This window comes from Streptomyces sp. NBC_00076 (genome assembly GCF_045041235.1).
Classification (GTDB): domain Bacteria; phylum Actinomycetota; class Actinomycetes; order Streptomycetales; family Streptomycetaceae; genus Streptomyces.
Genome location: NZ_CP108242.1, coordinates 1,803,926 through 1,817,500, shown reverse-complemented (window position 1 = coordinate 1,817,500; position 13,575 = coordinate 1,803,926). Strand labels below are relative to the sequence as shown.

11 protein-coding genes, 2 rRNA genes and 1 riboswitch (1 of these 14 running past the window's edge) are annotated in these 13,575 nt (G+C 66.1%); of the genes, 12 read left to right on the top strand and 1 reads right to left on the bottom strand.

Going from position 1 to position 13,575, the window contains the following annotated elements:
- From OHA64_RS08385 to OHA64_RS08330, 12 genes are all read left to right on the top strand, one after another.
- Positions 1-1,867, top strand: a 23S ribosomal RNA gene (locus tag OHA64_RS08385) (it extends 1,256 nt beyond the left edge of the window).
- Positions 1,868-1,959: 92 nt separating this feature from the next.
- A 5S ribosomal RNA gene (rrf, locus tag OHA64_RS08380) occupies positions 1,960-2,076 on the top strand.
- 110 nt (positions 2,077-2,186) lie between these two features.
- Positions 2,187-2,795: a CDP-alcohol phosphatidyltransferase family protein gene (locus OHA64_RS08375; RefSeq protein ID WP_405610214.1), complete on the top strand. Its 609-nt coding sequence runs from the start codon at positions 2,187-2,189 to the stop codon at positions 2,793-2,795.
- 115 nt (positions 2,796-2,910) lie between these two features.
- A complete protein-coding gene (locus tag OHA64_RS08370; RefSeq protein WP_405610211.1) occupies positions 2,911-5,406 on the top strand; it encodes a sugar phosphate nucleotidyltransferase in 2,496 nt (831 codons plus the stop codon).
- Positions 5,407-5,505: 99 nt separating this feature from the next.
- Positions 5,506-6,411 carry a DUF881 domain-containing protein gene (locus OHA64_RS08365; protein ID WP_405610208.1) on the top strand — a complete coding sequence of 302 codons (906 nt, stop codon included), beginning with the start codon at positions 5,506-5,508 and terminating at the stop codon, positions 6,409-6,411.
- A complete protein-coding gene (locus OHA64_RS08360) occupies positions 6,408-6,740 on the top strand; it encodes a small basic family protein (protein ID WP_003988855.1) in 333 nt (110 codons plus the stop codon). The genes OHA64_RS08365 and OHA64_RS08360 overlap by 4 nt, the downstream gene beginning before the upstream one ends.
- A 5-nt stretch (positions 6,741-6,745) precedes the next feature.
- Positions 6,746-7,582: a DUF881 domain-containing protein gene (locus OHA64_RS08355; RefSeq protein WP_405610205.1), complete on the top strand. Its 837-nt coding sequence runs from the start codon at positions 6,746-6,748 to the stop codon at positions 7,580-7,582.
- A 61-nt stretch (positions 7,583-7,643) separates the two neighbouring features.
- Positions 7,644-8,603 (top strand): FHA domain-containing protein, encoded by a 960-nt coding sequence (locus OHA64_RS08350; RefSeq protein ID WP_405610202.1) that lies wholly within the window; start codon positions 7,644-7,646, stop codon positions 8,601-8,603.
- A gap of 43 nt (positions 8,604-8,646) precedes the next feature.
- Positions 8,647-9,384, top strand: coding sequence for a MerR family transcriptional regulator (locus OHA64_RS08345; protein WP_405610199.1), 738 nt, complete (start codon positions 8,647-8,649; stop codon positions 9,382-9,384).
- Positions 9,385-9,469: 85 nt separating this feature from the next.
- The gene (locus OHA64_RS08340; protein WP_004002801.1) at positions 9,470-9,943 is read left to right on the top strand and encodes a bifunctional nuclease family protein; all 474 of its coding nucleotides are present in this window, start codon (positions 9,470-9,472) and stop codon (positions 9,941-9,943) included.
- Between the two features lie 257 nt (positions 9,944-10,200).
- The gene (locus OHA64_RS08335; protein ID WP_405610196.1) at positions 10,201-10,845 is read left to right on the top strand and encodes a MerR family transcriptional regulator; all 645 of its coding nucleotides are present in this window, start codon (positions 10,201-10,203) and stop codon (positions 10,843-10,845) included.
- 66 nt (positions 10,846-10,911) lie between these two features.
- The gene (locus OHA64_RS08330; protein ID WP_405610193.1) at positions 10,912-12,261 is read left to right on the top strand and encodes a DNA polymerase IV; all 1,350 of its coding nucleotides are present in this window, start codon (positions 10,912-10,914) and stop codon (positions 12,259-12,261) included.
- A gap of 602 nt (positions 12,262-12,863) precedes the next feature.
- Here the strand turns inward: OHA64_RS08330 and OHA64_RS08325 are convergent.
- Positions 12,864-13,235, bottom strand: coding sequence for a PRC-barrel domain-containing protein (locus tag OHA64_RS08325; RefSeq protein WP_405610190.1), 372 nt, complete (start codon positions 13,233-13,235; stop codon positions 12,864-12,866).
- 114 nt (positions 13,236-13,349) lie between these two features.
- Positions 13,350-13,446, top strand: a riboswitch (glycine riboswitch).
- The last annotated feature ends 129 nt before the right edge of the window (positions 13,447-13,575 follow it).

Below are 13,575 nucleotides of genomic sequence, written 5' to 3'. Positions count from 1 at the left end.
CCGAAGTCGTGTCATTGCAGCATGAGGGCCAACGCCCGCTGTGATGGGTAGGGGAGCGTCGTGTGCCGGGTGAAGCCGCCGTGTAAGCGAGTGGTGGACGGTTCACGAGTGAGAATGCAGGCATGAGTAGCGATACACACGTGGGAAACGTGTGCGCCGATTGACTAAGGGTTCCTGGGTCAAGCTGATCTGCCCAGGGTAAGTCGGGACCTAAGGCGAGGCCGACAGGCGTAGTCGATGGATAACCGGTTGATATTCCGGTACCCGCTGTGAAGCGTCAAACATTGAATCAGGCGATGCTAAGTCCGTGAAGCCGTTCCGGACCCTTCGGGGAAAGGAAAGTGGTGGAGCCGACGGACCAGACTTGTAGTAGGTGAGTGATGGGGTGACGCAGGAAGGTAGTCCATCCCGGGCGGTGGTTGTCCCGGGGTAAGGGTGTAGGACGTCAGGTAGGTAAATCCGCCTGGCAATAGTCTGAGACCTGATGCCGAGCCGATTGTGGTGAAGTGGATGATCCTATGCTGTCGAGAAAAGCCTCTAGCGAGTTTCATGGCGGCCCGTACCCTAAACCGACTCAGGTGGTCAGGTAGAGAATACCGAGGCGTTCGGGTGAACTATGGTTAAGGAACTCGGCAAAATGCCCCCGTAACTTCGGGAGAAGGGGGGCCATCACTGGTGAGAGGACGTGCTCCTCGAGCTGGGGGTGGCCGCAGAGACCAGCGAGAAGCGACTGTTTACTAAAAACACAGGTCCGTGCGAAGCCGTAAGGCGATGTATACGGACTGACGCCTGCCCGGTGCTGGAACGTTAAGGGGACCGGTTAGTCAGGATTCGTCTTGGCGAAGCTGAGAACTTAAGCGCCAGTAAACGGCGGTGGTAACTATAACCATCCTAAGGTAGCGAAATTCCTTGTCGGGTAAGTTCCGACCTGCACGAATGGCGTAACGACTTCTCGACTGTCTCAACCATAGGCCCGGTGAAATTGCACTACGAGTAAAGATGCTCGTTTCGCGCAGCAGGACGGAAAGACCCCGGGACCTTTACTACAGTTTGATATTGGTGTTCGGTTCGGCTTGTGTAGGATAGCTGGGAGACTGTGAAGCTTGGACGCCAGTTCAGGTGGAGTCGTCGTTGAAATACCAGTCTGGTCGTGCTGGATGTCTAACCTGGGTCCGTGATCCGGATCAGGGACAGTGTCTGATGGGTAGTTTAACTGGGGCGGTTGCCTCCTAAAGAGTAACGGAGGCGCCCAAAGGTTCCCTCAGCCTGGTTGGCAATCAGGTGTTGAGTGTAAGTGCACAAGGGAGCTTGACTGTGAGACCGACGGGTCGAGCAGGGACGAAAGTCGGGACTAGTGATCCGGCGGTGGCTTGTGGAAGCGCCGTCGCTCAACGGATAAAAGGTACCCCGGGGATAACAGGCTGATCTTCCCCAAGAGTCCATATCGACGGGATGGTTTGGCACCTCGATGTCGGCTCGTCGCATCCTGGGGCTGGAGTCGGTCCCAAGGGTTGGGCTGTTCGCCCATTAAAGCGGTACGCGAGCTGGGTTTAGAACGTCGTGAGACAGTTCGGTCCCTATCCGCTGCGCGCGTAGGAATATTGAGAAGGGCTGTCCCTAGTACGAGAGGACCGGGACGGACGAACCTCTGGTGTGCCAGTTGTTCTGCCAAGGGCATGGCTGGTTGGCTACGTTCGGGAGGGATAACCGCTGAAAGCATCTAAGCGGGAAGCCTGCTTCGAGATGAGTATTCCCACCCCCTTTGAGGGGTTAAGGCTCCCAGTAGACGACTGGGTTGATAGGCCGGATCTGGAAGCACGGTAACGTGTGGAGGTGACCGGTACTAATAGGCCGAGGGCTTGTCCTCAGTTGCTCGCGTCCACTGTGTTGGTTCTGAAACCACGAACAGCCCCATACCCAGGGCCACGGGTGTGGTGCGGCAGTTCAGTTTCATAGTGTTTCGGTGGTTTTAGCGTGAGGGAAACGCCCGGTTACATTCCGAACCCGGAAGCTAAGCCTTACAGCGCCGATGGTACTGCAGGGGGGACCCTGTGGGAGAGTAGGACGCCGCCGAACTTCTTTTAGAGCTCTGGCTCTTGGGCACACAAGCCCAAGAGCCAGAGCTTTTTTGCGTTGGGGTAAGGTCAGGGAGCATCGTTGGCACGTTTCCCACAGGAGGCCCCCGGGTGGAGGTCCAGGAGACCCGCGTACAGACGGACCGGGTCCTCACCATCCCCAACATCCTCAGCATGGCGCGTCTTGCCGGCGTACCGCTCTTCCTGTGGCTGATTCTCAGGCCTGAGTTCGGCGGTCCCGAGAGTGACGGTTGGGCGCTCCTGGTGCTGGCGCTGAGCGGCGTGAGTGACTACCTGGACGGGAAGCTGGCCAGGCGATGGAACCAGATCAGCAGCCTCGGCCGGCTCCTCGACCCCGCGGCCGACCGGCTCTACATTCTCTCGACTCTGGTCGGTCTCACCTGGCGCGAGATTCTGCCTATTTGGTTGACCGCTGCACTTCTGGCGCGAGAGTTGGTCCTGTTGGTGATGGTGGGCATCCTCAGGCGTCACGGCTATCCGCCGCCGCAGGTGAACTTCCTGGGCAAGGCCGCCACCTTCAACCTGATGTACGCGTTCCCGCTGCTTCTGCTCAGTGACGGAAGTGGCTGGCTCCCGTCACTCGCTGCTATTTTCGGATGGGCGTTCGCCGGATGGGGTACAACGCTGTACTGGTGGGCAGGAGTCCTCTACGTGGTACAGGTCCGCCGCCTGGTTCGTGCGGACGCCATGGCCGACTGAACTCGCCCCTAGCCGTGGCTGTATCTGCCCGATGGCCCGCGGTGGAAAAGTGCGGGACAATCTGGACGGGTGAAGTCGGCTAGACCGTCATCTCTTAGAGGAGGACGCTTCCGACATGAAGGCCGTCGTGATGGCCGGAGGCGAAGGCACACGCCTTCGCCCTATGACCTCAAGCATGCCCAAGCCGCTCCTGCCGGTGGTCAACCGGCCGATCATGGAGCACGTTCTGCGGCTGCTCAAAAGGCATGGGCTCAACGAGACCGTCGTTACCGTCCAGTTCTTGGCCTCATTGGTCAAGAACTACTTCGGTGACGGTGAGGAGCTCGGTATGGAGCTCACCTATGCCAATGAGGAGAAGCCACTCGGTACCGCCGGAAGCGTCAAGAACGCCGAAGAGGCGTTGAAGGACGATGCTTTCCTCGTCATCTCCGGTGATGCCCTGACCGACTTCGATCTCACTGAGCTCGTTAATTTCCACAAAGAAAAGGGCGCGCTCGTCACCGTCTGTCTGACGCGTGTGCCCAACCCCCTCGAATTCGGCATCACCATCGTCGACGAGGAGGGGAAGGTCGAGCGCTTCCTCGAGAAGCCGACCTGGGGTCAGGTTTTCTCGGACACGGTGAACACCGGCATCTACGTGATGGAGCCCGAGGTCTTCGACTATGTCGAGCCCGATGTGCCCGTCGACTGGTCCGGCGATGTCTTCCCGCAGTTGATGAAGGAGGGCAAGCCGGTCTACGGCTACATCGCGGAGGGCTACTGGGAGGACGTCGGTACTCACGAGAGCTATGTCAAGGCCCAGGCCGACGTCCTGGAGGGCAAGGTAGACGTCGAGATCGACGGCTTCGAGATCTCCCCGGGAGTGTGGGTGGCCGAGGGTGCCGAGGTGCATCCCGACGCAGATCTGCGCGGGCCCCTGTATATCGGGGACTACGCCAAGGTCGAGGCCGGTGCGGAAATTCGTGAGCACACCGTCGTCGGTTCGAACGTCGTTGTGAAGAGCGGGGCCTTTCTGCACAAGGCCGTCGTCCACGACAACGTGTACATCGGACAGCACAGCAATCTGCGGGGCTGTGTCGTCGGAAAGAACACCGACATCATGCGTGCGGCTCGGATCGAGGACGGCGCGGTCATCGGGGACGAGTGCCTGATCGGCGAGGAATCGATCGTGCAGGGCAACGTACGGGTCTACCCGTTCAAGACCATCGAGGCCGGTGCGTTCGTCAACACCTCTGTCATCTGGGAGTCCAGGGGACAAGCGCACCTCTTCGGCGCGCGCGGGGTCTCCGGGATCCTCAATGTGGAGATCACACCAGAGTTGGCGGTTCGTATCGCCGGCGCCTACGCCACCACGCTCAAGAAGGGCTCGACCGTCACCACGGCTCGAGACCACTCCCGTGGCGCCCGTGCGCTCAAGCGGGCGGTCATCTCAGCGCTGCAGGCCAGCGCCATCGACGTACGAGACCTGGAGAACGTACCGCTGCCGGTCGCACGGCAGCAGACCGCGCGGGGCAGTGCCGGCGGGATCATGATCCGGACCACGCCTGGGGTGCCGGATTCGGTGGACATCATGTTCTTCGACGGGCGTGGGGCTGACCTCTCGCAGGGCAGCCAGCGGAAGTTGGACCGGGTGTTCGCACGTCAGGAGTACCGGCGAGCCTTCCCGGGTGAGATCGGGGACCTGCATTTCCCGGCGAGTGTCTTCGACTCGTACACCGGATCGCTGCTGCGGAACGTCGACACGTCGGGTATCGCCGAGTCGGGACTCAAGGTCGTCGTCGACGCGTCCAACGGCAGTGCGGGGCTGGTGCTTCCCAGCCTGCTCGGCAAGCTCGGAGTGGACTCGCTGACCGTCAATCCCGGTCTCAACGAGTCCAGGCCGACGGAGACGGCGGACATGCGTCGGTCGGGTCTGGTGCGTCTCGGTGAGATCGTGGCGTCCTCGCGTGCCGCCTTCGGAGTGCGTTTCGATCCTGTCGGCGAGCGGCTGTCCCTGGTGGACGAGAAGGGCCGCATCATCGAGGACGACCGGGCACTGCTCGTCCTGCTCGATCTTGTGGCCGCGGAGCGGCGCAGTGGTCGGGTGGCCCTGCCGGTGACCACCACAAGGATCGCCGAGCAGGTGGCGGCGTATCACGGTACGCAGGTGGAGTGGACGACGACCTCTCCCGACGATCTGACCCGGGTCGGGCGCGACGACTCGACGATCTTCGGTGGTGACGGCAAGGGCGGCTTCATCGTCCCCGAGTTCAGCAGTGTCTTCGACGGCACCGCGGCTTTCGTACGGTTGATCGGGCTGGTGGGGCGGACGCAGCTGACGCTGAGCCAGATCGATGCGCGCATTCCGCGGGCGCACGTCCTCAAACGGGATCTGGCGACTCCCTGGGCCGTCAAGGGACTTGTGATGCGACGAGTCGTCGAGGCGGCCGGAGACCGTTTCGTGGACACCACCGACGGGGTGCGGGTGGTGGAGACCGACGGGCGTTGGGTGATGGTGCTGCCGGACCCGGCCGAGGCCGTCACGCACCTGTGGGCTGAGGGGCCGGACGACGCCTCCGCGCAGGCCCTGCTCGACGAGTGGGCGGCGGTCGTGGACAGCGCAGGGCGCTGAAAGGCATTGACACACGCGCGTGCCGGACAAGTGTCCCCAAGGGGGCCTGTCCGGCACGCCGGTGGGGCCATTCGGAGGTAGTGGTCGCGACGTGCGACGATGTGCGGCATGCCGCAGCAGCCCCCCGTTCGGAGCACTCCCACGCGCGCGTCGCGTCCGGACGCGTCCATGTCGCTGCTCACCAACGTCATGGATCACAGCCTCGACGAGGGGTACGCAGAGGCCGCCGCGCGGAAGAAGGCCGACGGTACGGGCGGCATGCCCAAGACCCTTCGAGCGAAGCTCGGGCTCGCCGCCGGTCTCGTGCTCGCGGCCCTCGTCGTGACCGTCGGAGCGGCCCAGGCGCGGGTGGCGGCGCCCGTGGTCGCCAAGGAGCGCGAGGAACTGGTCGACCGGATCGATCGGGAGACCCAGGCCGCGGACAAGCTCGAGGACAGCGTCGACAAACTGCGTGACGACGTGAGCACGCGGCAGCGCGAAGCGCTCAAGAAGACGGGCGAGAGCGACCAGGCCGAACTCATGGACCTCCTGTCGGGAGCCACCGAGGTGCACGGTCCGGGCGTGAAACTGGTTGTGGACGACGCCAAGGAAGCCACGTCGGGAGGTGACGGCGACCCGCGCGAAACGGCGGGGTTCTCCGACACCGGTCGTGTGCGCGACCACGATATGCAGCGCGTGGTCAACGGGCTGTGGGCGTCGGGCGCCGAGGCTGTCTCCATCAACGGGCAGCGGCTGACCGCTCTGTCGGCGATCCGCGCCGCGGGGGACGCGATACTGGTCGACAACAAGCCGCTCGTGCCGCCGTATACCGTGCTTGCCGTGGGGGACGGGAAACGGCTGAGCACCAGGTTCCAGAACAGCCCCGACGGGCTGTATCTGCACGCCCTTCAGGAGAACTTCGGCATCCGGACCGCCATCTCCGTGGAGGAGGACCTCCGGCTGCCCGCCGCACCGAGTGTGATCGTACGTACAGCACAGCCGAGAACTGAGAAGGGCACATCGTGATCGCCGTACTGGGCCTCGTCGTGGGAGTGGTGGCCGGCCTGTTGGTCCGGCCCGAGGTTCCGGCGGTCGTCGAGCCGTATCTGCCGATCGCCGTCGTGGCGGCACTGGACGCCGTCTTCGGAGGCCTGCGGGCCATGCTCGACGGGATCTTCGACGACAAGGTCTTCGTCGTGTCGTTCCTGTCGAACGTCGTCGTCGCGGCGCTGATCGTGTTCCTGGGCGACAAGTTGGGTGTGGGGGCCCAGCTGTCGACGGGTGTGGTCGTCGTGCTCGGGATCCGAATCTTCTCGAACGCTGCGGCGATCCGCCGGCACGTCTTCCGGGCGTGAGGCCGATGAGCAATCAGGACGAGACCCCCGACAACAGGCTGCGCAAGGAACTCCCCGAGGAAGCGCCCGCAGGGGTCGCGCCGGAGGCGGCCGGGGCCGACGCTCAAGGGTCGCCACGGCTGACCGGGCGCCAGCGGCTGGCGAAGGGACTGTGGCCACCGCGCGTCACCCGGGCCCAACTGATCGTGGCCGTGCTGCTGTTCGGGCTGGGCTTCGGCCTGGCCGTGCAGGTCGCGTCGAACAGCGACAGTGACAGTGCGCTGCGGGGCGCGCGCCAGGAAGATCTTGTGCGCATCCTTGATGAACTGGACGACCGTACTCAGCGTCTTGAAGACGAGAAGCAGGGCCTCGAGAACCAGCGTGACGAGCTGGAGAACAGCTCGGACCAGGCCGAGGAAGCCCGCAAGCAGACGATCGAGAAGGAGAGGCAGCTCGGGATCCTCGCGGGCACGGTGGCCGCGCAGGGGCCCGGCATCACGATGACCATCGACGACACGAAGGGAACGGTCGAGGCGGACATGCTGCTCGACGCGATCCAGGAGCTGCGCGCGGCCGGCGCGGAGGCGATCCAGGTGAACGGCGTGCGAGTCGTCGCGGGGACCTATCTGACGAACTCCGGCAAGGGCGTGAGCGTCGACGGGAACAAGATCAACACTCCTTATCGTTTCAAGGTCATCGGCAAGCCGCAGGACCTCGAACCGGCGCTCAACATCCCTGGAGGCGTGGTGCAGACTCTTGAGAAGGAGCAGGCCACCGCGACCGTCGAGCGGTCGGACAAGATCGTCGTGGACGCCTTGCGAGCGGCGAAGCGGCCTGACTACGCTCGGTCGTCCTCGCAGTGAACCGCAGGTGCATGGGGGACGTCCGGCCAGGGCATGAGGTTGCGGGGGGTCGGCGCACCGAATGGGTGGTGCGTGGTGGAAACTGTCTGGTGGATACGGACGTTGTGAGGGTGTCCGGGTCGACCGGTGTGTTCAATCAGGGTTCGTCCTGCCCCACGGGCGGGTCTGTTTCGGTCAAGGGGAATCGCCCGTGAAGTTGTTTGCGAAGTTGTTCGGCAAGAGCGCGCGAGAGGGCAGCGACAATGCGACTGCCCGCCATCGCGCACAGCCTGACGCGGAGGGCCAGCGCCCGCTGTACCGGGACCAGGTCGGTGGCCCGGGTGGTGACGTTCCCGGAGGTCAGGGCGCGCCGTCTGTTGACCCTGCCCAGGCCGGAGGCATAGGTTTCGGGCAACCGTCAACCTCAAGTGCGGGTGGAGGGTTTTCCGGCGACCCGTACGCTTCCCATGCCCCTGGGGGGCAGCCGCGGCAGGAGGATCCGTCCATGTCGGCCCTGGTGTGTACGAGGTGCGGTAACCGCAACGCGGAGAACAGCCGCTTCTGCTCCAACTGCGGTGCGCCGCTGCGGCCCGGTGCGACGCCCGAGCGGCCCTCCGAGACCACGTCCACGATCTCCATCTCGGGGCTTGAGGCCTATGATTCCGAGGCCACCGGCCAGACGCCGATGCCCATGCTCTCCCCGGAGGCACAGGCGGCCGTCGACGCGCTGCCACTCGGCTCCGCGCTGCTGGTGGTGCGACGTGGCCCGAACTCGGGCAGTCGTTTCCTGCTGGACGGCGACCTGACCACGGCCGGCCGGCACCCGCAGAGCGACATCTTCCTGGACGACGTGACGGTCTCTCGTCGGCATGTGGAGTTCCGCCGTGGTCCGGACGGTTCGTTCACGGTGGCCGATGTGGGCAGCCTGAACGGCACGTATGTGAACCGCGAGCGGATCGACCAGGTCGCTCTGAACAACGGTGACGAGGTGCAGATCGGCAAGTACCGGCTGGTCTTCTACGCGAGCCAGCGGGGCTACTGACCCTCCTCCGGACGTTGTCCGGGGGGACCCCCAGGGAAGGTCCATGCTTCATACACCGAGCGGCGGTGCCGGGCACGGTACCGCCGCCGCGGACAGTGGGCTGATGAGCATCGGCACGGTGCTGAACGTGTTGCGCGACGAGTTTCCCGAAGTGACCATCTCCAAGATCCGTTTCCTGGAGTCGGAGGGGCTCATCGAGCCGCAGCGGACACCCTCGGGGTATCGCAAGTTCACTGCCGACGACGTCGAGCGCCTCGGGCACGTCCTGAGGATGCAGCGGGACCACTATCTGCCGCTCAAGGTGATCCGGGACCACCTGGACGCGATGGAGCGCGGTGAGGCCGTACAGCTGCCGGTTCTGGGGCGTCAACGGGACGGCGAGGCCGTCCCTGACGTCTTCGAGGGGCCCACGGCGGCCCGCATCGGACGGGCCGAGCTGCTCGCCGCCGCGGAGATCGGTGAGGAAGAACTGCACGAGTGGGAGTCGTACGGGCTCCTCGCTCCGTTGCCGGACGGGGCGTACGACGCCGAGGCCGTCACCGTGGCCTCGCTGGTCGCCGAACTGGGCCGGTTCGGGATCGAGCCGCGGCACCTGCGGGTGATGAAGGCCGCCGCCGACCGCGAGGCCGGTCTGGTGGACCAGGTGGTGGCCCCGCTGAAGCGCCATCGCAACCCGCAGACCAGGGTGCACGCCGAAGCCCGTGCGAAGGAACTGGCAGGACTCACGGTGAAGCTGCACGCGGCGTTGGTGCAGATCGCTCTCGGGGTGCGACTGCCCTGAAAGGGGCTGTGGCGCGGAGGCAGGATCGGCCCCCCGTTTCCTGCCCGACTACCCAAACGTCCCGGGCACGGCCTAGGGTTGCTGTGTGAACGAGCTCGATGTCGTAGGTGTCCGGGTGGAAATGCCCTCCAACCAACCGATCGTGCTCCTGCGCGAAGTGGGAGGCGACCGCTACCTCCCCATCTGGATCGGGCCTGGGGAGGCAACGGCGATCGCCTTCGCGCAGCAGGGCATGGCCCCCGCTCGACCGCTGACCCACGACCTGTTCAAGGACGTGCTGGAGGCCGTTGGCCAGGAGCTCACCGAGGTGCGCATCACGGACCTGCGTGAGGGCGTCTTCTACGCGGAGCTGGTGTTCGCCAGCGGAGTCGAGGTGAGCGCCCGGCCGTCCGACGCCATAGCGTTGGCCCTGCGCACCGGAACGCCGATCTACGGCAGCGACGGAGTGCTCGACGACGCGGGTATCGCCATTCCCGACGAGCAGGAGGACGAGGTGGAGAAGTTCCGCGAGTTCCTCGACCAGATCTCGCCCGAGGACTTCGGCACCAGCAGCCAGTGAGCAGCGACGGGCCCGGCGGATGAGCAGTGCCGCCGGGCTCGCCCACGTCCGTTGACGCCTAAATACCGGCATTTGAGGCGGCTCGGGAGAGCGTCCCACGGCCTGCGCCGAGCGCATTCGGCTAGCCTTTCCCCGCGACGGGGTACGGGAAACCACTCCTAGGGTGATTATCACTCGGCGTGCCGAGTGTGGCGATCGTTGACGCGCCCCTGGTGACTGCCTACCGTCGAGAGGGCAGGTCAAGGACGGAGGTCGGCGTGAGAAGCAGCGGCGACGGTACGGCTGGGGGTGCCCCCGGACGGAGTCTCGGGGCGAGCGGGCCGTACCCGCTTCACAGCAGCGCGGCCGATCACGCTCCGCAGCGACCGACGGCCGTGCCGAGCAGCGGAGGGACGACGTCCATGGCGTCCGAGCAGATCGGCTACCGCGGTCCGACGGCCTGCGCGGCCGCCGGTATCACCTACCGCCAACTGGACTACTGGGCCCGCACGGGCCTCGTGGAGCCGAGCGTTCGACCCGCCTACGGCTCCGGGACGCAGCGTCTCTACAGCTTCCGGGACGTCGTCATCCTGAAGATCGTCAAGCGCTTCCTGGACACCGGTGTGTCGCTGCAGAACATCCGCACGGCGGTCCAGCACCTGCGGCAGCGTGGATTCCGGGACCTGGAGCGCATGACGCTGATGAGCGACGGTGCCACCGTCTACGAGTGCACCACGCCCGACGAGGTCCACGCACTGCTCCAGGGCGGCCAGGGTGTCTTCGGGATCGCTGTCGGTGTGGTGTGGCGGGACGTGGAGAGTGCCCTCTCACAACTGCACGGCGAGCGGGTGGACACCGGGGAGACGCTCGTCGGGCACAACCCCGCGGACGAGCTGGCGCGGCGCCGCAACCGGGCGGTCTGAGCGCCGTCCCCGCTCTTCGGCTCTTCGAGTGGGGCATTGTCAGTGGCGTAGGGCAGCATCGGATGTGTGAGAACCGCGCCCACGATCCTGCATCTCGACATGGATGCCTTCTTCGCCTCGGCGGAGCAGGCGTCCAAGCCGAGTCTGCGGGGAAAGGCCGTCGTGGTGGGTGGGCTGGGACCGCGCGGAGTGGTGGCCACGGCGTCGTACGAGGCACGGGTCTTCGGGGTGCACTCGGCGCTGCCCATGGCCCAGGCGAGGCGGCTCGCGCCGAACGCCGCGTATCTCGTGCCGCGCTTCGCGTTCTACCGGTCGATCAGCGAACAGGTGATGGAGCTGTTGAGGGCGCTGTCGCCGCTGGTGGAGCCGCTGAGCCTGGATGAGGCGTTCGTGGATCTGGAGGCCGGGGGAGCGGCCTGGGACGCTGAGTCGGCGCGGCTGGCCGGAGTGAAGCTGCGGGCGGACATACGGGCGGTGACTGGACTGACGGGGTCGGTGGGGCTCGCCGCCTCCAAGATGCTGGCGAAGATCGCCTCTGAGCAGGCCAAGCCGGACGGGCTGGTGCTGATCGAGCCGGGGACCGAGCGGGGGCTGCTGGGGCCGATGTCGGTGCGGACGCTGCCAGGGGTGGGGCCTGCGACCGGGGACCACCTGCGGCGGGCGGGGATCCACACCGTCGAGGAGATCGCCGAGGCGGGTGAGGACGAGCTCGTGCGGCTGCTGGGCAAGTCGCATGGACAGTCGCTGTACGCGATGGCGCTGGCGCTCGACGAGCGGCCCGTGGTGGCGGAGCGGGAGACGAAGTCGGTGTCGGTGGAGGACACGTACGACGTCGACATCCATGATCGTGTTCGGGTGGGGCTGGAGGTGCAGCGGCTGGCGAACCGGTGTGTGCGGAGGCTGCGGGAGGCGGGGCTGTCCGGCCGGACCATCGTGCTGAAGGTGCGACGGTACGACTTCTCCACGTTGACCCGGTCCGAGACCTTGCGGGGGCCCACGGACGATCCGGGGGTGGTGCGGGAGGCGGCCGCGCGGTTGCTGGACTCCGTGGACACGACCGGGGGTGTGCGGTTGCTGGGGGTGGGGGTCAGCGGACTGGCCGACTACACGCAGGAGGACCTGTTCGCGCAGGCGGCGGGGGAGCGGATGGACTCCGGCGCGGTCGAGGAAGCCGATGACGCGCCCGAAGCGGAGCCGAAGGCTCCGGTCGAGCGGCGGTGGCCCTCGGGACACGATGTGCGGCACTCCGAGTACGGGCACGGGTGGGTGCAGGGAAGCGGGCTCGGGCGGGTGACCGTGCGGTTCGAGACGCCCGACTCGGGGCCGGGGCGGGTGCGGACGTTCCGGATGGAGGACCCGGAACTGGAACCGGCGGAGCCGCTGCCCCTGGTGCGGGTGCGTTCTGAGGCCGGGTAAGGCTTTGGTGGGCGGGGCTCGGGACCGGGTGCGTGCGGGTGCGGGTGGGGTTGGGCCTGGGGTGGACGTAGGTCGGGTGTGTGGTGGTTTCGACCGGGCGGGGGCGGGGGCGGGGTGGGGCACTCGGCGCAGGAGGGCTGACGGTGCGGACTGCCTGGTGCCGGCCGTGCCGTCCCGGTGGTGGGGCGGGCTGACGCCTGTTGGGCGGGGGCGGATGTCGGCGGTCTGCGGATGACTGCGCGCCGTCCGGAGGGGTCGGACGGGCGATTACGAGCGGGTCGGCTACGTGGGTCGGCGAGTGCGGTCGCGTGCCGGGGTGACTTGCCGTGCAGGGGGACGCCGCCTGGTGGCGTTGCTCGGCTCTGTGACGGCGGCGGTGCGATGTGACGGTACTGCCGGGTTGCCGGGTCGGGGGCGTGAGCCGGAAGGCCGCCATCCACGCTGGGGTGTCGCGGCGGCTGTGCGTGCGGGGCGGCAGGGCCGGATGGGCGTGTCGCGGGGGCTGTATACGCGTGGCGGATCGGCTGGGACGGGGCCGGATGTGTCGGCCGGTGGGGTCGGGGGCGAGGTGTCGGCGAGGGGGTGTGCGGATGAGGTGGGGGTCAGGACTCGTCCGTGTTTGCCAGCTTGCCGAAGTCGTGGTCCGGGAGGGGCGGAGGAGCGGACAGGTCGAGACCGTAGTGGTGGTAGAGCTGCAGTTCCTGTTCGGGGGAGAGGTGGCGGCCCACGCCGAAGTCGGGGGCATCCTTGATCAGGGCCCGGTCGAAGGGGACGCGCAGGGTGCCCTCGATCAGTTCGCTGGGCTCCAGGGGGACGAAGGCGTCCCTGCTGAACAGACCCGTGCGTATGGCCGCCCACTCCGGTACACCGGTCGCGTCGTCGAGGTAGATCTCGTCGATCGTGCCGATCTTGGTGCCCTTGCGGTCGAACGCCTTGCGGCCGATCAGGTTGCGCGGATCGATGTCGGTCTGCACGGGTCCTCCATTTGGTCGCAACTCATCCGTAAGCACTACGAAAGAGCACATTCAGGGAGGTGGCCACTCGAACGCTCAATCGCTGACCTCGCTGGTACGCTGGCAAACGGCTGCTGACCCCGTGCGGGAGAGTCCTTCGGACACCATCCGGAGGCGCCGAAGGAGCAAATCCTCCCCGGAATCTCTCAGGCCCCCGTACCGCATGGACGAGGTCACTCTGGAAAGCAGAGTGGGTGTCGAAACGGCTTCCGCTCTCACCGACGGTGAAAGCCGGGCACCCTCGGGGGGCCCGGTGAAGCTCTCAGGTCGAGATGACAGAGGGGGAGGCCGTTCGGGTACC